At 67.8% G+C, this 21,645-nt stretch carries 17 protein-coding genes and 1 tRNA gene; 9 read left to right on the top strand and 9 right to left on the bottom strand.

Translation table 11 applies throughout. From position 1 onward, the window contains the following. Positions 1–170: 170 nt before the first annotated feature. Entirely contained in the window at positions 171–1,460 is a 1,290-nt protein-coding gene (locus Q0A27_RS04675) for a glycoside hydrolase family 25 protein (protein ID WP_291473905.1), read from the top strand. Between the two features lie 143 nt (positions 1,461–1,603). Here the strand turns inward: Q0A27_RS04675 and Q0A27_RS04680 are convergent, their stop codons facing one another. The 5 genes from Q0A27_RS04680 to gltB form a co-directional block, all read right to left on the bottom strand. Further along, entirely contained in the window at positions 1,604–2,503 is a 900-nt protein-coding gene (locus Q0A27_RS04680) for a VOC family protein (protein ID WP_291473906.1), read from the bottom strand. Then, positions 2,503–2,817 (bottom strand): RNA-binding S4 domain-containing protein, encoded by a 315-nt coding sequence (locus tag Q0A27_RS04685; protein WP_291473907.1) that lies wholly within the window; start codon positions 2,815–2,817, stop codon positions 2,503–2,505. The genes Q0A27_RS04680 and Q0A27_RS04685 overlap by 1 nt, the downstream gene beginning before the upstream one ends. 76 nt (positions 2,818–2,893) lie before the next feature. Further along, positions 2,894–3,544 (bottom strand): LysE family translocator, encoded by a 651-nt coding sequence (locus tag Q0A27_RS04690; RefSeq protein WP_291473908.1) that lies wholly within the window; start codon positions 3,542–3,544, stop codon positions 2,894–2,896. A gap of 115 nt (positions 3,545–3,659) precedes the next feature. After that, on the bottom strand, positions 3,660–5,213 hold the full coding sequence (locus tag Q0A27_RS04695; RefSeq protein WP_291473909.1) for a glutamate synthase subunit beta: 1,554 nt from the start codon (positions 5,211–5,213) through the stop codon (positions 3,660–3,662). A gap of 2 nt (positions 5,214–5,215) precedes the next feature. Then, positions 5,216–9,844, bottom strand: coding sequence for a glutamate synthase large subunit (gene gltB / locus Q0A27_RS04700; RefSeq protein ID WP_291473975.1), 4,629 nt, complete (start codon positions 9,842–9,844; stop codon positions 5,216–5,218). A 399-nt stretch (positions 9,845–10,243) separates the two neighbouring features. Between gltB and Q0A27_RS04705 the strand changes: the two genes are divergently transcribed. Both Q0A27_RS04705 and Q0A27_RS04710 read left to right on the top strand, forming a co-directional pair. Beyond that, positions 10,244–10,960: a hypothetical protein gene (locus Q0A27_RS04705; protein WP_291473910.1), complete on the top strand. Its 717-nt coding sequence runs from the start codon at positions 10,244–10,246 to the stop codon at positions 10,958–10,960. Positions 10,961–11,018: 58 nt separating this feature from the next. After that, positions 11,019–11,678 carry a L,D-transpeptidase gene (locus tag Q0A27_RS04710; protein ID WP_291473911.1) on the top strand — a complete coding sequence of 220 codons (660 nt, stop codon included), beginning with the start codon at positions 11,019–11,021 and terminating at the stop codon, positions 11,676–11,678. Positions 11,679–11,912: 234 nt separating this feature from the next. Here the strand turns inward: Q0A27_RS04710 and Q0A27_RS04715 are convergent. Next, a tRNA-Ser gene (locus Q0A27_RS04715) sits at positions 11,913–11,997 on the bottom strand. A gap of 142 nt (positions 11,998–12,139) precedes the next feature. On the opposite strand from Q0A27_RS04715, the gene Q0A27_RS04720 reads away from it, so the two are divergent. Then, positions 12,140–13,123: an NAD(P)H-quinone oxidoreductase gene (locus tag Q0A27_RS04720; RefSeq protein WP_291473912.1), complete on the top strand. Its 984-nt coding sequence runs from the start codon at positions 12,140–12,142 to the stop codon at positions 13,121–13,123. Here the strand turns inward: Q0A27_RS04720 and Q0A27_RS04725 are convergent. Then, positions 13,092–14,324, bottom strand: coding sequence for a hypothetical protein (locus tag Q0A27_RS04725; RefSeq protein WP_291473913.1), 1,233 nt, complete (start codon positions 14,322–14,324; stop codon positions 13,092–13,094). The two genes, Q0A27_RS04720 and Q0A27_RS04725, sit on opposite strands and share 32 nt — an antisense overlap. A 437-nt stretch (positions 14,325–14,761) precedes the next feature. Here Q0A27_RS04725 and Q0A27_RS04730 point away from each other — a divergent pair, with 437 nt between their 5' ends. Beyond that, on the top strand, positions 14,762–14,980 hold the full coding sequence (locus Q0A27_RS04730) for a hypothetical protein (RefSeq protein WP_291473914.1): 219 nt from the start codon (positions 14,762–14,764) through the stop codon (positions 14,978–14,980). 6 nt (positions 14,981–14,986) lie between these two features. On the opposite strand, the gene Q0A27_RS04735 is transcribed toward Q0A27_RS04730, so the two are convergent. Beyond that, positions 14,987–16,303: an aminotransferase class V-fold PLP-dependent enzyme gene (locus tag Q0A27_RS04735; protein ID WP_291473915.1), complete on the bottom strand. Its 1,317-nt coding sequence runs from the start codon at positions 16,301–16,303 to the stop codon at positions 14,987–14,989. Positions 16,304–16,549: 246 nt separating this feature from the next. Between Q0A27_RS04735 and Q0A27_RS04740 the strand changes: the two genes are divergently transcribed. Then, complete coding sequence (locus tag Q0A27_RS04740; protein WP_291473976.1) at positions 16,550–17,422, top strand: ABC transporter permease; 873 nt, start codon at positions 16,550–16,552, stop codon at positions 17,420–17,422. A gap of 20 nt (positions 17,423–17,442) precedes the next feature. Continuing rightward, entirely contained in the window at positions 17,443–18,231 is a 789-nt protein-coding gene (locus tag Q0A27_RS04745) for an ABC transporter ATP-binding protein (protein WP_291473916.1), read from the top strand. 17 nt (positions 18,232–18,248) lie between these two features. Here the strand turns inward: Q0A27_RS04745 and Q0A27_RS04750 are convergent, their stop codons facing one another. Further along, positions 18,249–19,451, bottom strand: a complete 1,203-nt coding sequence (locus Q0A27_RS04750; RefSeq protein ID WP_291473917.1) for a cyclopropane-fatty-acyl-phospholipid synthase family protein — start codon at positions 19,449–19,451, stop codon at positions 18,249–18,251. Between the two features lie 143 nt (positions 19,452–19,594). On the opposite strand from Q0A27_RS04750, the gene Q0A27_RS04755 reads away from it, so the two are divergent. Together Q0A27_RS04755 and Q0A27_RS04760 are read left to right on the top strand one after the other, a co-directional pair. Continuing rightward, a complete protein-coding gene (locus Q0A27_RS04755; RefSeq protein ID WP_291473918.1) occupies positions 19,595–20,512 on the top strand; it encodes a glycosyltransferase in 918 nt (305 codons plus the stop codon). 194 nt (positions 20,513–20,706) lie between these two features. Then, positions 20,707–21,645 carry a hypothetical protein gene (locus Q0A27_RS04760; RefSeq protein WP_291473919.1) on the top strand — a complete coding sequence of 313 codons (939 nt, stop codon included), beginning with the start codon at positions 20,707–20,709 and terminating at the stop codon, positions 21,643–21,645.

The following is a 21,645-nucleotide window of genomic DNA, read 5'->3' on the forward strand; positions in this document are numbered from 1 at the left end:
CCGCGGCAGGCCGGGCTCTCTCATGCCACGGTCCTGTCCGGACGCTGGGCGTTTCCTCCACCATCGGAAACAAATCACACTCCTGTTATTCGATGACCTGGTGTGATGATGGTCGCGACACGCCGATGTTACTGATGTGACTAACGTGATTTGTGTGTATGGTGTGGCTCATGCGTTCTCTTCCCTGGCGCCGCCACGTGCGCACCACCACTCCCGCCCGACTGACCGCCACCGTCCTCTTCGGCTCGGCAGCCACCGTCGCCGCGCTTGTCGCCACGGACGTCCTCCCCTCCCCCTCCTGGGCCGACCTGGACGGCATCGACGTCGCCGGCCACCAGCACCCGGGAGGTGCCTCCATCGACTGGCAGGCCGTCGCCGACTCGGGCCAGTCGTTCGCCTTCATCAAGGCGACCGAGGGCACCGGCTACACCAACCCCTACTTCTCCTCGGACTCCGCCAAAGCCTCCGCCGCCGGCGTCACCCCGGGCAGCTACCACTACGCCCGTCCCGAGTACGACGCCCGTTCCCAGGCCCGTTACTACGCCTCGGTCCTCTCCACCGGCGTCAGCCCGTCCCTCCCCCCGACCCTTGACCTCGAGGAGACCGGCGGCCTGGGTCCGGAGCAGCTGCAGAACTGGGTGCGTGACTGGATCGACGAGATCAAGACCCTCACCGGTCGCGATCCGATCATCTACACCTACTACTCCTTCTGGATCGGCTCGATGGGCAACACCACCGAGTTCTCCGAGTACCCCCTGTGGCTGGCGTACTACACCGACGAGCTGCCCGAGGAGACCCCGGGAGGCTGGGACGCCCCGACCTTCTGGCAGTACAGCGGCAGTGGCCAGGTGGACGGCGTCATCACCGACGTCGACCTGAACACCTACTACGGGTCGGACGCTGAGCTCCAGGCCCTGGCCGGTTCCGCCTCCGCCGGCACCGCCGTGGGCAACGCCTCCGACGCACTGCGCCCGATCCGGGACGCCGCGGTCGCCGAGGCAGGCCTGACCAACACCGTGGAACACAGTGCTGCCGGGCTCGGCATCCCGATCCCCGACATCCCCCTGACCACCGACATGCTGGTCAACCTGCTCGGCCTGGTCGCCGGCGAGGTCGGACCGGAGGCCGTGTTCGGCTCCGCCACCGAGGCCGGCTTCGACGCCGAGACCTCCGAGGCGATCACCTCCGCCGGCACCGAGGCCCGTGACTCCGACGTCACCCTGCCGGAGTCCGAGATCTCGCAGCTGGTGTCCGGCGTCCTCGGCGACAGTTCGGGCAAGATCACCCTCCAGAACGTCCTGGACCTGCTCAACGCCTTCGGCGCACAGGACTACATCGCCCAGCTCATCGCCGACGGCGCCGACAAGGTCGCCCCGGTCGAGGACGCACCGGCGGAGGCTCCGGCAGAGGCTCCGGCAGAGGCCACCGCACCCGAGGCGGAGGCTGCACCGGCCCTGTAGCCACAGGCCTGCAGCACTGAGGACGCATACACAGAACGCAGTCAGAAAGCCCTCACCAGCTGAGGTACACCCCGGATCTCCGGACGTACCTCAGCTGGTGAGGGTTTTCGTGTACGACGGGTGGGTACCCGGCTGGTGCCCGACTACTCGCAGTCGGCGCCGCGCTTCATCTGCTCCGCGGCGGTCTCACCGGCGGTTCGGGCGGCGTCCATGGCGTCCTTGAGCTCCTGGGGCATGTTCTCCGGGTCCAGCAGGTCCGGCTCGTGCCAGTCAGCCAGGGTCTCCGGCTCCGGCTCGGCGATCTCGCAGAGGTTCACCAGCGCACCGGTCGGGTCGACGATGGTGACCATCCGGCCCAGTTCCGAGTCCCAGGGCTGACGCACGAGGCGTCCACCGGCGGCCTTGACCTTCTTCGCTGCAGCATCCACGTCAACGCAGCCCAGGTAGAGGGTCCACATCGAGGGGTTCTCGTCGAGCTCGGAAGTGTCCCACAGCCCGACCAGCGGGGCGCCGTCGTACTCGCCGGTGGCGTAGCGGAAGCGGTCCGTGTCGTTGTGGACGCGGATGTCCCAGCCGGCAAGCTCGTGGTAGAAGGCGGTGGTCTCGTCGAAGTGTCCGCCGACCAGCAGCTCGTGCCAGACCGGGGTCCCCGGCTCGCCGGCGGCGAAGAAGGGCTCGTTCTCCTTCGGCTGCTTCAGACCCACGGTCGCGCCCGAGGGGTCGACCAGCACAGCCATCCGGCCACGCTTGCCCACGTCACGCGGGGGGAGCACCGAGGTGGCACCGGCCTTCACGGCCTCGTCGTGGGCGGCGTCGATGTCCGGGGTGAACAGCAGCATGCCCCAGAGGGAGGACTTGTCGTCCGGGACCTCGCCGAGGCCGGCGACGGGCATCCCCTGCTTCTTGGCGATGGTGTAGCCACCGCACGGGTCGTCGTACTCCCAGCCGAGGACTTCGGCGTAGAAGTCCTTCGCCGACTCGAGGTCCGTCGTCGCCAGATCAATCCAGATCGGCATGCCGGGTTCGGCAACGAGAGCGGGCATCAGAGGTTCCTCCACTTTTCCGGGTCAAAATCGTCATCAGCGGTGGCTTCGTCGAAGTAGTCGTCTTCGCCGTCCACGGGTGCTGCGACACGTGCTGCAGAGCCGGTGTCACCGGCCTCGGGGTCACGCAGGCTCACCACGTCACCGACGTGGAGATGGCGGCCACGGCGGGTGTCGACCTCACCGTTGACCGCCACCTGACCTGCAGCGATAACTTCCTTGGCGGTGCCACCGGACTCGACGAGGTTCGCGAGCTTGATGAACTGGCCGAGACGGATGTCGTCACCGCGGACAGGGACGTCCTGAATGTGCATGCGGACCATCCTATGCCCGGTGCCGCGCGTTAACTAACTGACGGTGCACATCGTGACCAGAGTGTTACAGCGCAGGTCAGAGCAACCGGGCGATACCCTCGATGACCAGCACCGCAGCGAGGATGAGAAAGACCGTTCCGGCGACGATGTCGATCCACGCTCCGGCTGCCTGCAGGCGTTTCGACAGTGCCGGGACGGACACCGCGACAGCCACGAAGACGAACCACGCCACACCGGTGACCATCATCATCACCAGCACCACGGTCCGCATCGCCCAAGAGGTGTCCGGCGGCACGAAGCCGGCGAAGACCGCGCCGAAGAACACCAGCGCCTTCGGGTTCGACAGGTTCGTCACGAGGCCCAGCCGCCACGCCTGGGCGGTGCCCATCGTGGTGGAGAGCAGGGAGGACGCCGCGTCGGGCAGCACGGCGTCCTTCCTTCTGGCGGCGAGTCCACCGCGCAGTGCGCCCTGCCCCATCCATGCCAGGACGCAGCCACCCACGAGGAACAGTGCGGTGAGGATCCCGGGAACGTTGTCGACCAGTGCGGAGAGGCCCAGCATGGAGGCCACGATCCACAGCAGGTTGCCGCTCATGATGCCGAAGGCACAGGCCACGCCGTTACGGCGGACGGCCCCGACACGCAGCAGCTGCACGAGGTCGGGGCCGGGCGAGGCGATGGCGAGGAGCCACGCCACGAGGATGCTGAGGAGGGCGCCGGTGGTCACGTGAGGGATTCTAGTGACCGGTCGACGGCATACAGACGTGGGTCGGGTGCTCCAGGTTGGTCTCTCAGTGGCTCAGGCCAACCTGCAGCGCCCGACCCGGCGCGTCGAAGCGGAACTACGCCCGCAGCGGCACGTCCGTCGGGGCGACCGGGGTCGGCAGGGCGGTCTCGCCCATGAGCTGGCGGTCCACGGCGGCGGCGCAGGCGCGTCCCTCCGCGATACCCCACACGATCAGGGACTGGCCGCGACCGGCGTCACCGGCGACGAAGACCGGGGCGTCGAAGCCGGCGTCCTGCACGGCGGGGGTCTCGATCCAGCGGGCACGGTAGGAGTCGTCGCGGACCACGCGGCCACGACCGTCGATGCGCAGGCCGAGTTCGTCGACGATGCCCTTGGAATCGACCGAGGCGAAACCGACGGCGAGCAGCACCAGGTCGGCGTCCATCTCGATCTCGGAGCCCTCGATGTTCGCCAGGCCGTGGTCCGTACGCTCGCAGCGCGCCGCCTTCAGCCCGGTGACGTGCCCGTCCTTGCCGGTGAGCTCGACGGTGTTGATCTTGAAGTCACGCTCGCCCAGGGCGTCACCCGCCACGCGGGACGCCAGACCCAGGGCCTCGATCTCGTCGGCGGACTCGTTGCCGGTGACGGTGTACTCACCCTCCTCGTGTGCGGAGGCGACCCGCCAGATCCGCGGCCAGGTCGGCCACGGGGTGTCGGCGGGTCGGTCCTTGGTCGGGGCGGGGTTGATGTCGAACTGGTGCACAGACGCAGCACCCTGACGCAGCGCGGTACCGAAGCAGTCGGTGCCGGTGTCACCGCCGCCGATGATGACGACCTTCTTGCCCCTGGCATCGATCGGGGAGACCTCGAAGTCGCCCTCCTGGACCTTGGTGGCCAGCGGCAGGTAGTCCATCGCCTGATGGACGCCATCGAGGTCACGGCCGGACACCGGCACATCGCGTCCGATGGTGGCGCCCAGGGCGAGGACGACAGCGTCATACCGGGCGAGGTCCTCAGCGGTCGGTGAGGTGTTGGTGCGGAATGTCGTGCCCTCGGCCTCCATCTGGGCGAGACGACGGTCGAGCCACTTCTTCTCGAGTTTGTAGTTCGGCACGCCGTATCGCATCAGGCCACCGATCCGGTCGGCACGCTCGAAGACGGTGACGTCGTGGCCGGCGCGGGTGAGCTGCTGGGCGGCAGCGAGACCGGCGGGGCCGGAACCGACGACTGCCACGGACTGGCCGGTGGAGAAGGACGCCTTCACCGGCGTCACCCAGCCCTTGTCGAAGGCGTGCTCGACGATCTGCAGCTCGACCGATTTGATGGACACCGGGTCATCCCCGATGCCGAGGACGCACGCGCCCTCACAGGGGGCGGGGCAGACGCGTCCGGTGAACTCGGGGAAGTTGTTGGTGGCGTGCAACCGGTCATAGGCCTCACGCCAGCGGCCCTGACGGACCAGGTCGTTCCACTCCGGGATGATGTTGCCCAGCGGGCAACCGTCATGGCAGAACGGGACGCCGCAGTCCATGCAGCGGGCGGCCTGGGTCTGCACTTTCCCGTCGGGGAACTCGTCGTAGACCTCGTGCCAGTCGAGCAGACGCAGCGGCACGGGACGGTGGGTCGCCTCTTCGCGGCGGAACTTCAGAAAACCCTGCGGATCAGCCATTGCTACTTCACTTCCTCCATGATCGCGGCGGCAACGCCGTCGTCGTCGAGTCCGGCGGCACGCGCGGCCTCGATGGTGAGGGTCACGCGGCGGTAGTCCCGCGGCATGACCTTGATGAGCGCTGCCGGGTTGACGTTGACGGTCGAACCGGTGAGGCGCCGGTGCTTGCTGATGGTCTCGATGAGCCAGTCGATCTCCTCGGCGTCGGTGACGTCTTCGACGTCCACCAGCTCGGGGTTGACCCTGCCCTTGACCTCCTCGCGGTAGCCCTCCTCGCCCGTGTCGAGCAGGTAGGCGATACCGCCGGACATGCCGGCGCCGAAGTTCTCGCCGACCGGGCCGAGCACGATGACGCGTCCACCGGTCATGTACTCGCAGCCGTGGTTACCCACGCCCTCGACGACGGCGGTGAGGCCCGAGTTCCGGACGCAGAACCGCTCGCCGACGCTTCCGGCGATGAACATCTCACCGGAGACGCCACCGAAGCCGAGCACGTTGCCGGCGATGGTCTGGTGCGGGCCGACCGCACCGTCGCGGGCATCCGGCCGGATGGCGATGATGCCGCCGGACAGACCCTTGCCGACGTAGTCGTTGGCGTCGCCGACCAGGGTCAGCGTCATGCCCTTCGGTACGAAAGCGCCGAAGGAGTTGCCGGCCGAGCCGGTGAAGGTCAGGTTGACGGTGTTCTCCGGCAGGCCGTCGCGTCCGGCGACCCGGCTGACCATCGACCCGGTCATCGTGCCGACGGAACGGTCGACGTTGGTGATCGGGTACGCCAGGTCGATGGTGGCGTCCTCTCCCGTGGCTCCGGCGGCGACGCGGCGGATGGTCTCCTCCGCGTCGGTACGGATACGGTTGTCCAGTGCCTTCTCCAGGCCGTGCTCCTGGGCCCTGGTCCGGTAGCGGTCCTGGTGCATGAACGGGCTGTCCGGGATCGCGAAGATCGGGTCGAGGTCCAGGGCGGCGGCGGTCTTGTGCGCCGGGTCGACCTCACCCTTGCGCAGGCACTCGGCGTGGCCGACGGCCTCTTCCAGGGTGCGGAACCCGAGCTCGGCGAGGTACTCGCGGACCTCCTGGGCGATGAAGGTGAAGAAGTTCACCACGTGGTCGGCCTGGCCGGTGAAGCGCTTACGCAGCTCCGGGTTCTGGGTGGCCACGCCCACCGGGCAGGTGTCCAGGTGGCAGACGCGCATCATGATGCAGCCCTCGACGACCAGCGGCGCGGTCGCGAAACCGAACTCCTCGGCGCCGAGCAGGGTGGCGATGATGACGTCGCGGCCGGTCTTCATCTGGCCGTCACACTGGACGGTGATGCGGTCGCGCAGGCCGTTCATCAGCAGGGTCTGCTGGGTCTCGGCGAGGCCGAGCTCCCAGGGCCCGCCGGCGTGCTTCAGCGAGTTCAGCGGAGACGCGCCGGTACCGCCGTCGTGCCCGGAGATCAGGACGACGTCGGCGTGGGCCTTGGACACACCGGCGGCGACGGTGCCCACACCCTGCTCGGCGACGAGCTTGACGTGGATACGGGCGTCCGGATTCGCGCTCTTCAGGTCGTAGATGAGCTGGGCGAGGTCCTCGATGGAGTAGATGTCGTGGTGCGGCGGCGGGGAGATCAGTCCCACGCCCGGGGTCGTGACGCGCACCTCGGCGATCCAGGGGTAGACCTTGTGCGGCGGCAGCTGGCCGCCCTCACCGGGCTTGGCACCCTGGGCCATCTTGATCTGGATGTCCGTGCAGTTGTTGAGGTAATGGCTGGTCACACCGAAGCGTCCCGAAGCGACCTGCTTGATCGCGGAGCGGCGCCAGGTTCCGTCGGCCTCCGGCTCGAAGCGCTTCGGGTCCTCGCCTCCCTCACCGGAGTTCGACTTGCCGTGCAGCCGGTTCATGGCGATGGCGAGGGTCTCGTGTGCCTCGGCGGAGATGGAGCCGTAGCTCATCGCGCCGGTGGAGAACCGCTTGACGATCTCGCTGACCGGCTCGACCTCGTCGACGGGGATGGACGGGCGGTCGGAGTGCAGCTCGAACAGGCCGCGCAGGGTGGCGAGGTTCTTCGCCTGGTTGTCGACCTTCTCGGTGTACTCCTTGAAGATCCGGTAGGTTCCGGTGCGGGTCGCGTGCTGGAGCTTGAAGATCGTCTCCGGGTTGAACAGGTGGTACTCACCTTCGCGACGCCACTTGTACTCGCCGCCGATCTCGAGCTCGCGGTGCGCAGCCTCCTCGGGCCGGGGCAGGAAGGCGAAACGGTGACGCACGGCGACGTCGTCGGCGATCTCGTCGAGGCCGATACCGGAGATCGGGCTGACCGCACCGGTGAAGTACTCGTCGAGGAAGGCCTGGGACAGCCCGGTGACGTCGGCGAGCTGCGCGCCGCGGTAGGACGCCACGGTCGCGATGCCCATCTTGGACATGATCTTCTGCACCGACGCGCAGGAGCCGTCGATGTAGTTGCGGCAGGCGGTCTCGACGTCGAGACCGCCGAGGCGTCCGTCCTTGCCGAGCTCGTCGATGGTCTCCATCGCCATGTAGGGGTTGACGGCATCCGCGCCGAAGGTGAGCATCATCGCGAAGTGATGGACCTCGCGGGCGTCACCGGCCTCGACGATCAGGGACGCGCGGGTGCGGGTCTTCTCCTTGACCAGGTGCTGGTGCACGGCGGAGACGAGCAACAGGGAGGGAATCGGTGCGAGCCGGCCGTTGGATTCACGGTCGGACAGGATGATCAGCGTCGCACCGTCATTGATGGCGGCGGAGACCTCCCGACGGACCCGGTCGATGGCCTGTCGCATGCCGCGGCCGCCGTGGGCGACCGGGTAGAGCCCGGAGATGACGGCGGAGCGGAAGGCCTCGAAGCCCTCGTGCTCCCCGGCCTCACGCAGGGTGGCCAAGGTGGAGTTCAGCAGCAGCGGCTTACCGAGCTGGATGCGGTGGGCTGCCTCGGGTACCTCGGAGGTGATGTCGAGCTGCGCACCGAGCTGGGTGAACAGGCTGGTGACCATCTTCTCACGGATAGAGTCCAGCGGCGGGTTCGTGACCTGTGCGAAGCGCTGGGCGAAGAAGTCGAAGAGCATCCGCGGCCTGTCGGACAGGGCGGCGACCGGGGTGTCGGTACCCATGGAGCCGAGCGGCTCGTGGCCGGCGGCGGCCATCGGCCGGATGAAGAGGTCGACATCCTCCTCGGTGAACCCGAAGACGCGTTGACGCAGCACGACACGCTCGTGCGTCATCGGCTCGTAGTGCACCGGGGGCAGGTCGGAGAAGCGGACGATGTTGTCGTCGACCCACTGCCGGTAGGGCTTGTCGGCGATGGTCGCCTTGATCTCCTCGTCGGGGATGATCCGGCCCTGGGCGGTGTCGACGAGGAACATCTTGCCCGGCTCGATGCGTCGTCGGTCGATGATCTCGGACGGCGGGACGGGCAGCAGACCGGCCTCGGAGCCACCGATGACCAGGCCGTCCTTCGTGACCCAGATGCGTCCGGGACGCAGACCGTTGCGGTCGAGGACGGAGCCGAGCACGGTGCCGTCGGTGAAGACGAGGGCGGCGGGGCCGTCCCAGGCCTCCATCATCGAGGAGTGGTACTCGTAGAAGGCCTTGACGTCCGGATCGATGTGGGGGTTCCGCTCCCAGGCCTGGGGGACCATCATCATCACGGCGTGCGGGAGGGAGCGTCCGGCGAGGTGGAGCAGTTCCAGGGCCTCGTCGAAGCGCCCGGTGTCGGAGCCGTCGGGGTCACAGACCGGCAGGGCGCGGTCGATGTCGCCGAGGATCCCGGAACGGATCTGGGACTCACGCGCCCGCATCCAGTTCTCGTTACCGCGGACGGTGTTGATCTCACCGTTGTGCGCGAGCAGGCGGAACGGGTGGGCCAGCGGCCAGGAGGGGAAGGTGTTCGTGGAGAACCGGGAGTGGACGACCGCCAGGGCGGACTCCATCCGCTCATCCTGCAGGTCGAGGTAGAACTCGCGCAGCTGCGGGGTGGTCAGCATGCCCTTGTAGACGATGGTGCGGGCGGACAGTGACGGGAAGTAGACGGTGTCCGCACCCGAGCCTGCACCGGCACCCTTGGAGCCGAGTTCACGCTCGGCGCGCTTGCGCACGAACCAGGCGCGACGGTCGAGTTCGATGCCTTCGAGCTGGCGTCCTTCCGTGTCCTTACCGGCGAGGAAGAGCTGGTAGAAGATCGGCTCGGCGTCGCGGGCCATGGCGCCGAGGGAGGAGTCGTCCACAGGAACCTTGCGCCAGGCGAGCAGGTCGAGCTGCTCTTCCGCGATGATGTCCTCGACGGCGCGCATGGCGTCCAGGGCGGCCATGCGGGACGCCGGGAGGAAGGCGATACCGGTGGCATAGGCACCGGCAGGGGGCAGCTCAACACCCTCGGCCGCCATTTCCTCGCGCAGGAACCGGTCAGGGACCTGCAGCAGGATGCCCGCACCGTCACCGGTGTTCTTCTCCGCACCGGCGGCACCGCGGTGGTCGAGGTTGACCAGGGCCTGGATGCCCTTCTTCACGATGTCGTGGGTGGCTCGGCCGTGGATGTCCGCGACGAAGGCGACGCCACAGGCGTCGTGCTCGTAGGCAGGGTGGTAGAGGCCCTGCGGTGCGGGGTAGTTGGAACGGATCTGTTCGTCAGTCATGGGGTCGTCAGCCTCCGGGTAGTCGTGGTGGGGCATGAGGTCCGGGCGGGACACGGAGGTGGTGCGTCGCTGCCTGTGGACCGTCATCGGACCGGTGGGTTTCCCTCACAGATACGGCCGTCGTCAGGGGCCGCCAAATCAGGGTTTCCTCACCCCCGCAGGTGCCCACTCTGCACTGTGACGGATGCCACAGTTCTGAGGTGAACGCGGGTGCGGTCTCCACATGAAGTTGTGTATGTATCTTAGCGCCCAGGAGACCGCATATCGTTCCATCTGTTGTGTCCCACTGTATAAAACTTAGAGTCTCACATATCAGAACTATTGTTACGGACGTATTTCACCGCAGTTTCACCAGGGTTTCCCGATAGGTGGGAAGGGTGGGGGTCGTACGATGGCGGCGTGAAAGATCCCCGACGCATCCCGGTGGTGACGGACGCCCTCATCCGACTCTGGGAGGCCCGCCCCGACCTGACTCTCACCCGGCTCCTCGGGCTCCTCGAGACCCACGGCGCCGACTGGTACGCCACCGACGAGGAGACGCTCGCCGTGCTGCGGCGACTGGCCGAGGAGACTCCGGCGCGGCTCGACGATCCGACGGGACGCTACCTCGTCACGACCGAGAACTCCGCCGGTACCGCCACCCAGCTGGTGACCGTCGGGGCCGACAGGGTGGCCGTGCGACGGATCCCGGCGTCCCGCACCGATGCCGTCCATGACCTGCCGCAGCCGGTGGTGTGGGAGCACTCCGGAGTGCGCAGCTGCAACGTCGCAGCGCCCCTGGTCATCACCGACACAGAGGGGATCGCGCACCGGATGGGGCTCGTCTCCTCCATCCGGGTCATCGCCGCACCCGGGGAGGACACCCCGGTGACCTCACTGGACGGGCTGCGCCGCCGGACGCTCGACGGCGTCTACCTGCTGGAGCTGGAGGACGCTTCCCTGCTGCTCGACCGGTCGGCCTGGTTGTTCACCACCGGACGCCGCGAGCTGCACCGCGAGCGTCTGACCTGGGCACGACTGCTGGACTGCACGGTCGGAGCGCCGCTGCGGATCGCGCTCGACGGCGGTGAGGTGAGGGAACTGCCGGAACTGCGGCGGATCACCGTCCTGGAGTAGCCGGGCGGGGGTGCATTCCGGCGGGTAGGTTGGGAAGGGACTCAGGAGGTTTTCGATCATGAAGTTCATGCGCACGATTCTCACTGCACTCGGCATCCTCGTCGCGGGCTCCCTGGCCCTCGCTCCGGCGGCGACCGCCCAGACCGGCCCCGCTCCGGCACTACCCTCAGTGCCGTCGGCGACCGATCTCCAGGGCATGGCGGAGGACGCCCTCTCCGACGCGCAGAATGCCGTCGACGGAGCCGTCGACGACACCCTCGGGCACCTGCCGGACATCCCCGGTGTCAGTCCGGCACCTGCACCGGCGCCCTCCCCGTCGCCGACCCCGCAGCCGGCACCGCGACCGTCGACCGGCTGCTCCGCCCAGGCGAAGGCCTGCATCAACCTCACCAACCAGACCGCATGGCTGCAGTCCGGTGGCACGATCACCCGCGGTCCGGTGCCGATGAGTTCCGGACGCGCCGGCTACGAGACCCCGGCCGGGCTGACCCAGGTGACGCGCAAGATCATCGATGAGTGGTCGAACACCTATGATGCGCCGATGCCGTACTCGGTGTACTTCTCGGCCGGCACCGCCTACCCGGGCGACATCGGCATCGCCTTCCACGAGGGCTCCCCTGACGTGATGTCCCACGGTTGCATCCACCTGAACCATGACGACGCCGTGGCCTTCTTCAACACCCTGCAGGTCGGGGACTACGTCGACGTGGTGGCGTAGGAGGGGACCGGGGTGGGCTCCGGGGACATGTGTACGCATCATGCAGCGTCAGGCTGTTCGATAGGGGGCTGGGCCGACCTCAGACTGCGTGATGCTGACATCCATCGCGACACAGGCCGCAGATCCAGCTGCACAGCGTCGGTCCGTCGGTCACACACAAGATCTGCCACCCCTCAGGTCGTTTTCCGGACTGTCCGGCGACCTGAGGGGTGGCAGATCTCTCTTCGTGAACGGCGGAGACGGGGGGATTTGAACCCCCGGACGATTTCTCGTCGCTGGTTTTCAAGACCAGTGCATTCGGCCGCTCTGCCACATCTCCTCGTGCGCCGGACGGTCCTGCAGGGGCCGCCGACACAGCGGGACAAGTGTAGCGCACCGAGTCCCCGCCGAAAGACTCCCCCGCTGGTGCGTGACCGCTCCCCCCACCCCGGCCGGGGCAGACGCAGTTACGCTGGAGAGGCATGAAGGCGATCATCCAGACAGACACCAGTGACCCCACCTCCCTGACCTGGCAGGAGACCCCTACCCCGACCCCCACCGACGGCGAGGTCCTGCTGCGGATCACCGCAGCCGGTGTCAACCGGGCCGACACTCTCCAGGCCCAGGGCCATTACCCACCACCGAAGGGGGACACCGACATCATCGGCCTCGAGGCGTCCGGCGTCATCGAGGACGCCAACGGCTGCGTCCGCCCGGACGGCACCCCCTGGTACGCCGGCGACGAGGTCGGAGCACTGCTCTCCGGCGGCGGGTACGCCGAGTACGTCGCCGTCCCCGCAGGTCAGCTGCTTCCTGTGCCGTCCGGGTACAGTTTGACGGACACCGCCAGCGTCGTCGAGGTCGCCTGCACCGTCTGGTCGAACCTCATGATGACCGCTGAGGTCGGGAAGGGCGACCTGGTGCTCATCCACGGCGGTGGCGGCGGTGTGGGCCTGTTCGCCATCCAGGTTGCGAAGGCCCTCGGGGCGCAGGTGGCGGTGACTGCCGGCAGTGAGAAGAAGCTGGAGGTGTGCCGCGGCTACGGCGCTGACATGCTCATCAACTACCGCGAGGACGACTTCGTCGAGGCCGTCAAGGAGGAGGGCGGGGCAGACGTCATCCTCGACATCATCGGTGCGAAGTACCTGGACCGGAATGTCTCGGCCCTGGCGAAGGACGGCCACCTCGTCATCATCGGCATGCAGGGCGGTGTGAAGGGCGAACTCAATATCGGCAGGCTGCTCAACAAGCGGGGCAGTATCTCGGCGACCGGCCTGCGCTACCGCGACCGGGAGGACAAGGCCCGCGTCGTCGCCGCGACCGTCGAACACGTCTGGCCGCTGCTGGAGAACGGGACGATCCGCCACCACATCGACCGCGTCATCCCGGTCCAGGACGCCGCGGCCGCGCACCAGGCACTGCTCGCCGGGGACATCACCGGGACAATCGTGCTGTCGGTGGAGTAGACGGGGGCGTGAGGCGGAGCCCCTCACGGCGGTGCATCGCCCGGACGCCGGTGACCAGTCCACCGACGGCGAGCATGACACCTCCGCCCTCCAGCGCCCACGCCCAGACCGGGGCACCGGCCAGCAGGCCCAGCGCACCGACCAGAAGCAGCAATGTCCCCAGGACCGTGACCATGCCCGGCAGCATGTCCCTGACCCGCACTCGGCGCGGGGCAGGCGGGGCAGACTCCACCGGTACCGGGACGACCGGGGCCGGCTCCGGAAGGGGAGCCGGTCGGGGACCCCGGATCACGCCCGTCGCCACGGTCTTCAGCACCGACCACCAGCTGAGGAAATCCGGTACCCCGTCATCCACATCAGTCGCCGGGCCGTCCCCGGCATCCAGGGACTGACGCACCAGTGCCCTGACGTCCGGCGGCAGGTTGTCCAGGTCACCGACGGAGACGTCGCGGCGTCCCACCAGGACCCGGACGACCAGACCGGCGAAGACGGAGGCGTCGTTGAGGAATGTCGGCTCCGCCGTCCCGGTGGCGAGCAGCACGCCCACCTGCAGGTCAGCGGCACCGGTGAGGACGACGTCGCGTCCCCGCTCACCGACCCGGACGGCGTCCCCGGTGAGTCCGACAAGATCGCGACCGTTCTTGCGGAAGGTGTCGAGCAGGACGCAGAGCTGCGCCAGCGCGCGGTAGCGCTGCCGGAGTGACACCTCGGACTCGACCGGGGTGTCTGCCATCTCCGCCAGGGACATGGTCGGCCCCACCGCCCGGGCCGCGACCTGGGCAGCCGTGTGCGACGCCGCGAGATCGACGACGAGGACGCCACAGACCAGTCCCCGGTCACGGACCAGTGCCACCGGCCAGTCCGACTGCCGCAGCACCGCGACCCGGACCATGTCGGGACGGACCCGCAGGTACTCCACGAGACCCTCGAGTCGCTTCCGGTCATGGTCACTGATCTGGCGTCCCGGGACTTCGCCGGGGCTGCCTTGACTACCGTGCCTGCCGCGGGCGTCCGGCGTGCCGGAGCGGTAGACCAGCGGAATGACCCGGCCCGCCACGACGACAGACCGCCGGTCGGCGTCGGCCAGCTCGACGACCTCGCCGATGCGGACGCTCCACAGGTCACGCGCTGAGGCTGTCGGTTCCCCTGTTTCCACTGTGTCCCCGGTCCCCGCCGGTACCGGTGGCTGTGACGCAGTCATGACCTCTCCTGCCTCCGTGCCTGGTTCTGTGCGGGTTCCGTGCCTGTCTTCAGGCCTGTCCCCGACATCTGCGGAACCTACCTCGCACACCGTACCCGTCGGCAGGACGCCGACCGTGGGCCGGACTCTCCCGCGTGTCGTCCCGCCTGCGGGCGATCCTTCCCCTCGAAAAAGGGGTGTGGCGCGCACTCAGGCAAACCTCATCTTCCGGGTAGACTGTCAGCGTTGCGTCCGGCACCGCCGACGGCAGCGCAGCCACCGATGAACGTCAAGGAGAAGCCCCGCATGACCACCCAGGGACCGTATGCGAACTCCCGTTCCCACCCCAGCAGGGTGGGGCTGCCCTCACCGGCCAGCCCGACTGGGCGCCACAGAACGGACAGCAGCCGAACGGTGCAGCCCAGCAGCCCACGCAGACCCCACCGAAGCGCCGGGAGATGAGCGGGGCCGCCGCCTGGACACTCACCCTCGCCATTCCCCTGGCGGTCATCATCGGCGGATACGCCCTGCTCCACCTCTTCTTCGGCAAGACCATGCCGACCACCGTCGACGCCGGGAAGTACGTGCTGGAGATGGCTGACGGCGACTGGGTCACCTGCACCTTCGACGCGGAGACCCCCGGCGGGGTGACCGTCGCTGACGAGGACGCCAGCTAGGCTCCGCTACACCATCCCGCCGACGACGCGGACCAGCTGGTCGACGTCGTAGCGGGTGTTGTGCGGTGCGAAGCCGACACACACGGCGCCACCCATCTCCGCGACCCCCATCTGGTCGAAGAGGGCGCTGTCCTCCAGGCCCACGACCTCGGCGACCACGCCGTTGTCGAGCAGCCGCCCGACCACGCCGGACGCCGTCACACCGGGCACCAGGAAGCTCACCCGCGGCACGCGGTCGACCGAGTTGTAGCCGCTGCCGTCGCTGTCGAAGGAACCGGCGGCCCCGTGGCTGCCGGAATGACCGTAGCCGTCGTCCTCGCCGGTCACACCGATGACGTGGACCACGCCGAAGTCCCGCAGCCCGTCGACCAGGTGCCGGGCCAGGGTGTGCATGTACGCCTCCGCGGCCGGCAGGGAGGTCCGCAGCCGCTCATGGCGGTCTCCCGTGGCGTCCTCGTCCAGTCCGGCGAGGAAGTCGACTGTCGCCGGGACGGCACCGAGCAGACCGGGGGCCAGCCCACCACGCTCCAGGGCCGCGACCCGGCGCTGCGCCAGGGCCAGCAGATCAGGGGTGGAGTGCCGACCGGTCTTCACCTCCGCCAACCGCAGCTCGGCGAGCATCGCCGGATCACGGAAGACCAGTGCCCCGACCTCCGGACCACCCAGCGGGGCGAGGTCCAGGGCGACGACGTCCGCACCCCATTCCGCCATGTCGATGTAGCGGTAGGGGGCGTAGGATGCCGCATCCACCACGAGCCACCCGTTGGACTTCGCGTGCAGCAGGTCGGCGATGGCACGGACATCCGTCACCGTGCCGATGTGCTCATTCGCCGCAGCGACCGCGACGATGGAGGTCGATGTGCCGATGAGCTCACTGAACTGCCACGTCGGCAGGGAACCCGTGGTCAGCTCGGCCTCGGCCCAGCGGAGGGATGCGCCGTAGAGGTCTGCGGCCAGTTCCCAGGGGGCGTTGCTCACCGGGTCGTCGACGCGGGAAAGCACGACCTCGCGGCCGATCCGCAGCTTCGCCGGAACCGAGGCCGCCAGGGTGTTGAGCAGGACGGCACGGCTGGGGCCCAGCACCACACACTCCGGAGTACCGCCGACCAGGTCGGCGACGGCCTCACGGGCAGCGTCGATGTAGGCGTCCCCCCGGGTGCCGTTGCCGGCGCCGGGGTCCGCCTGCAGCGGCGCGGTGCGGAAAGCCCGCGTCACTGCGGAACTCACCTTCTCCGGGACCTGGGCACGCGCTCCGCCGTTGAGGTAGGTCCACCCGTCGGACTGGGAGACATAGAGCCCTCGGACCCTCGCGGAATCGAACACGCCTGTACGCACCTCTAATCTATGACAGTCACTCGTCTGCACGATCCTACAGCGCCGGGCTGACAGCACCGCAAGCCCCGGAGAGCCGTGCTCGATCCCACAGTGAAACCCCCCTGGAAACGTCCCCCGTTCGTGCGCGACTTCACCTCGCCTCTGCCGCGTCTTTGCCCCGGGGGAGGGAGACCGGGGTACCTTTGTCGGGTGTCAGATTCAGAGAACGAGAGCAGCACCGCCCCGTCGGTCGCGCTGACCCCGGAGTTCGACCGCTACGTCGCCCGGGTCGACGAAGACAAGATCCCGGCGTCCACCTCGCAGACCTACGGGGCCGCCTGGGACGATCTCAAGCGCGGTTTCGGCCAGCGCGAACTGTGGCTCACCCTGGGTTGGCAGGACATCAAGCAGCGCTACCGCCGCTCCGTCCTGGGCCCGCTGTGGATCACCATCGCCACCGGTGTGATGGCCACGGCCCTCGGTCTGCTGTACTCACTGCTCTTCGACATCGACATCAGGACCTTCCTGCCGCACGTCGCGGTCGGCCTCATCCTCTGGGGATTCATCGCCGGCTGCATCAACGAGGGTTCGCAGGTCTTCATCGCCAACGAGGGCCTGATCAAACAGCTGCCCAGTGCGTTGAGCGTGCACGTCTACCGCCTGGTGTGGAAGCAGTTCCTCTTCCTGCTGCACAACCTGGCGATCTGGCTGATCCTGCTGGCCGTGTTCCAGATCCCGGTCGGCTGGGAGGTCATCCTCGCCGTACCCGGCCTGGCCCTGCTCGTCGCCAACGGTGTGTGGGTGACGATGTTCTTCGGCATCATCGCGACCCGCTTCCGGGATGTCGCCCCGCTGCTGGAGTCCCTGGTGCAGCTGCTGTTCTACATGACGCCGATCGTGTGGATGGACTCCACCCTGAAGGACCGTATCGGTGACCTCGGCAACAAGGCCTACCTCGCGGAGATCAACCCGCTGTACCACTACATGGCCATCGTCCGTGGACCGATGATCAACGAGCCGGTGGAGTGGCGTTCCTGGTTGATCGTCTGCGTCCTCACTGTCCTCGGCACCCTCTTCGCCATGATCTTCATGCGCCAGTGGCGCTCCCGCGTCAGCTACTGGGTTTAATCGAGTACAGGAGTTATCCCATGGTTTCCATCGACACCTACAACGCCTGCGTCGACTTCCCGATCTTCGATGCCAAGACCCGTTCCCTGAAGAAGGCCTTCCTCGGCGCCGCCGGCGGTGCGATCGGCCGCAACTCCGAAAACACCGTCGTCGTCGAGGCACTGCGCGACGTGAACCTGCACCTCAAGGAGGGCGACCGGATCGGGCTGGTCGGTCACAACGGTGCCGGCAAGTCGACCCTGCTGCGGCTGCTCTCCGGCATCTACGAGCCGACCCGGGGCTCCGCGGTGGTCAAGGGCCGCGTCGCCCCGGTCTTCGACCTCGGTGTGGGTATGGACCCGGAGATCTCCGGGTGGGAGAACATCATCATCCGCGGACTCTTCCTCGGTGAGTCGAAGCGGTCCATGCAGAAGAAGATGGACGACATCGCCGAATTCTCCGAGCTGGGCGACTACCTCTCCATGCCGTTGCGCACCTACTCCTCCGGCATGCGTGTGCGCCTGGCCCTGGGCGTGGTGACCTCGATCGAGCCGGAGATCCTGCTGCTCGACGAGGGTATCGGCGCGGTGGACGCCGCCTTCATGGCGAAGGCCCGTGAACGGCTGTCCGCCCTGGTCGCGAAGTCCGGCATCCTGGTCTTCGCCTCCCACTCCAATGAGTTCCTGGCTCAGCTGTGCGATTCGGCCCTGTGGGTCAACCACGGCGAGATCAAGGCCTGCGGTCCCGTCGACGAGATCGTCGGCGCCTACGAGGGGCCCGGTGCGCAGGAACACGTCCGCAACGTCCTGCGGGACCTCGGCCGGCTGTAGGTCGGGCGAACGGCCCCCTACCGCACGTACTCCAGCTGCCCCACGTCGATGTAGCCGCAGGCGAAGCCGGCCTGGCAGTACGCCAGATAGAAATGCCACAGCCGCTGGAAGTCCGGGCCGAAGCCCAGGGCATCGACCTGCCCGGTGGATGCGGCGTCCAGGAACGCCGCATCCCACTCCCCCAGCGTCCGCGCGTAGTCGTGTCCGAAGCTGTTCCGCATCCCCAGTGACAGTCCGGCACGCGATGCCGACTCATTGAGCGCCCGCACGCTCGGGATCACTCCGCCGGGGAAGATGTAGGTGGTGATCCACGTCGCGGCGTCCTTCGTGGCGAGCATCTGCGCATGCTCCATGGTGATCGCCTGGATGACCGCGCGCCCGCCGTCCACCAGCCGGTCATGGACGACCTGCATGTATTCGTCCCAGTACTCCGCGCCGACCGCCTCGATCATCTCGATGGAGACGACCGCGTCATAGGTGCCGGTGGCCTCGCGGTAGTCGCACAGCTGCACGTCGACCCGGTCGGCGAACCCTTCTGACGCAATGCGCTCCCGCGCCAGGTCCGCCTGCTCGGTCGACAGCGTCACCGAGGTGACCTGTGCCCCGCGCCGTGCAGCGTGCAGCGAGAGTTCGCCCCAGCCGGTGCCGATCTCGAGGACGCGGCTTCCCTCGCCCACCCCGGCGCGGTCCAGGGCACGCTCGACCTTGGCGTCCTGCGCGGTGGCGAGGTCATACTCCGGGTGCTTGTCGAAGAAGGCCGAGGAGTAGCTGAGTCCCTCGTCGAGGAAGGTCGCGAAGAAGTCGTTCGACAGGTCGTAGTGGGCGCTGATGTTCCGCTTCGCCCCGGCCACCGTGTTCTTCTGCCCGAGCGGACGCCGCGAGGTGTACAGCCCGCCGAGCTTCTGCAGCCACGGCGGCAGCAGCCCGGTGATCTTCCGGCACAGTTTCGTCAGTGTGCCCGCCAGGTCGGCGGCGTCCCAGTCCCCGGCGACATAGGACTCCCCGAAGCCGACGAGTCCCTGGACGCCGAGCCGGGCGTAGAAGTCCCCGGGACGGTGCAGCACCAGGTCGGCGTCCTCCCGCTCCCCCACCGTGATCCCGCACATCGCCGCGGCCCGGGCACAGACCCTCCTCGCAACTTTCCCGGCCAGGGCGGCGTAGGCGCCGGACGGGGCGGCCGGGTAGAGAATGGGCTGGTCGGTGGTGGGCGTCTGGCTCACGGTGCTGTCCTCCGAAACGGGTGGTCTGAACCTGAACTGGTACCTCTCCGAGCGTAACCCTGTCTCCGGGTCAGGGCCGGGTGGGAACCGCGTCACCCGGCCGGCGACCTGGTCTCCGCCACCTGCATGGCACAATGAGCACCATGTCTGAACCGTCAGCAGCACTCCTGGACCGCACCGGCACCACCGCCGCGGTCATCGTCACCCACAACCGGGTCGAGCTGCTGAAGGGGTCCCTCGGCATCGTCTGCTCCCAGACGCACCCGGTGGACAAGGTGATTGTGGTGGACAACGGTGCAGATGACGCCGTCCGTGCTCTCGTTGAGGAGGTGGCCGGCGACCGTGCCGTCTACGTCCCGTCGAAGACCAACCTCGGCGGCGCCGGGGGCTTCGCCCTCGGTTTCCTCACCGCACTGTCCCTGGGGATGGACGCTGTGTGGTGTGCCGACGATGACGGACGCCCCGCCGACGACAACGTGCTGGAGACGCTCTACAGCGTCGCCGAAGCGAACGGTCTTGCTGAAGTTTCTCCCGTGGTCTGCAACATCGATGAGCCGGCCCGGCTCGCCTTCCCGCTGCGCCAGGGTGTGGTCTGGCGACGCTACCTCTCCGAGCTGCAGGGCGACTTCCTCCCCGGCATCGCCAGCCTGTTCAACGGGGCACTGATCAGCGCCAGGGCCATGGAGGTGATCGGTGTGCCGGACTACCGCCTGTTCATCCGTGGTGACGAAGTCGAGTACCACCGCCGCATCGTCCGGTCCGGCCTGCCCTTCGGCACCTGCCTGACCACCTCCTACCTGCACCCGGACGGCTCCGACGAGTTCCGTCCGATCCTCGGTGGGAAGATGCACACCCAGTACCCGGACAGTGAGTTCAAGCGCTACTTCACCTACCGGAACCGGGGTTTCCTCATGAACCAGCCGGGGATGCGTCGGCTGCTGCCCCAGGAGTACGCACGCTTCGGCTGGTACTTCCTGGTCCAGCAGCGTGACATCAAGGGTTTCAAGGAGTGGCTGCGGCTGCTGCGCAAGGGTCAGCAGGAGAAGTTCTACCGGCCGTAGGCGGGCCGCGTCCTCGCGCGGCTGGTGCAGGGCCGGCCGGGGCCGGTGCAGAAAACTGCCCCGATTCGGAACTGCCGACACATCCGGAACGCCCGAATCGGACCAACATTCCGCACAGCTACCCCTGGAACGCTCTACTCAACGCCGCTACACTGCAGAGGCACGCGGCAGGGGGTCGTGGCGGAGGGGAACACATGGGCACACAACAGACCAAGCAGATCTGGACAACCGCCGAACTGAAGGACGCCGGGTGGGATGACCGGAGAATCGCCGCCGCCGTCACGAAGAAGGCACTCTACAAGTTGATGAACGGGTGGTACGTCACCGATCCCTCCCCACGGCTCACTCTCGCCGCCTACGCGACGGCGTATCCGAAGCTGGTCTACACGGGGAACACTGCGTCCTTCCTGCTGGGGGTGGGTCCGATGCGGTGGCCGGCGGAAGCGGACCACCCGAGCTCCACCCGCAGAGATCCACGCATCCGCATCCGTCGCCGCATTCCCAGACCCTCGCTCGACCTGGGGGACCTCCGGGTCAGCACACCCGCCGCCATCGCGGCGTCCCTGGTCACCGACGATGAGGACGCTGCGATCAAGGTACTGGAAACCGGTTACTCCGGGCTGACGGGGAGTGCTCGACTGACGGAGGACCTGGAAGACCTCAGTGGCACCGGGCGGGCGAAGCTGGAGAGCATCCGGAACAGATCAGTCATCGGCACGGCCAGCGGGCTGGAGAAGAAGGCGTTACTACTGATCAGGAAGTCATTGAAAGCCGAGCGCGACAGAGGTGAGATCACGATCGAGACGAATGTGATGGTCAGGGGCTACTGCTTCGACATCGTGATCCCGGAGGTCAGGCTCCTCACCGAGATCGACAGCTACACCTACCACGGAGGAGGGAATGCGAGGCGAACCACCTTCACGAACGACAGATGCAAAGGGAACCAGGCGACACGATGGGACTACCACCTGTTGCGGTACTCCGACCTCAGCGTCGACAAAGCACCGGAGTATGTCGCGACCGAGGTGGCGGACACGGTGCGCCACCTGCTCAAGCGGCTGCGACGTAACCGCCGGGAGGACGAGGCGATCGACACCGACCGGCCGATGAAGGACTGGCACCCACGTCCGTGA

Source organism: Corynebacterium sp., from assembly GCF_022712275.1.
In the GTDB taxonomy this organism is placed as follows: domain Bacteria; phylum Actinomycetota; class Actinomycetes; order Mycobacteriales; family Mycobacteriaceae; genus Corynebacterium.

Bases quoted from the DNA above. Each gene is read 5' to 3' on its own strand.
- Q0A27_RS04695 (WP_291473909.1), bottom strand. From the start codon at position 5,213: ATGGCTGATCCGCAGGGTTTTCTGAAGTTCCGCCGCGAAGAGGCGACC.
- gltB (WP_291473975.1), bottom strand. From the start codon at position 9,844: ATGACTGACGAACAGATCCGTTCCAACTACCCCGCACCGCAGGGCCTC.
- Q0A27_RS04755 (WP_291473918.1), top strand. From the start codon at position 19,595: ATGTCTGAACCGTCAGCAGCACTCCTGGACCGCACCGGCACCACCGCC.
- Q0A27_RS04725 (WP_291473913.1), bottom strand. From the start codon at position 14,324: ATGACTGCGTCACAGCCACCGGTACCGGCGGGGACCGGGGACACAGTG.
- Q0A27_RS04760 (WP_291473919.1), top strand. From the start codon at position 20,707: ATGGGCACACAACAGACCAAGCAGATCTGGACAACCGCCGAACTGAAG.
- Q0A27_RS04745 (WP_291473916.1), top strand. From the start codon at position 17,443: ATGGTTTCCATCGACACCTACAACGCCTGCGTCGACTTCCCGATCTTC.
- Q0A27_RS04675 (WP_291473905.1), top strand. From the start codon at position 171: ATGCGTTCTCTTCCCTGGCGCCGCCACGTGCGCACCACCACTCCCGCC.
- Q0A27_RS04710 (WP_291473911.1), top strand. From the start codon at position 11,019: ATGAAGTTCATGCGCACGATTCTCACTGCACTCGGCATCCTCGTCGCG.
- Q0A27_RS04685 (WP_291473907.1), bottom strand. From the start codon at position 2,817: ATGCACATTCAGGACGTCCCTGTCCGCGGTGACGACATCCGTCTCGGC.
- Q0A27_RS04680 (WP_291473906.1), bottom strand. From the start codon at position 2,503: ATGCCCGCTCTCGTTGCCGAACCCGGCATGCCGATCTGGATTGATCTG.
- Q0A27_RS04730 (WP_291473914.1), top strand. From the start codon at position 14,762: ATGAGCGGGGCCGCCGCCTGGACACTCACCCTCGCCATTCCCCTGGCG.
- Q0A27_RS04720 (WP_291473912.1), top strand. From the start codon at position 12,140: ATGAAGGCGATCATCCAGACAGACACCAGTGACCCCACCTCCCTGACC.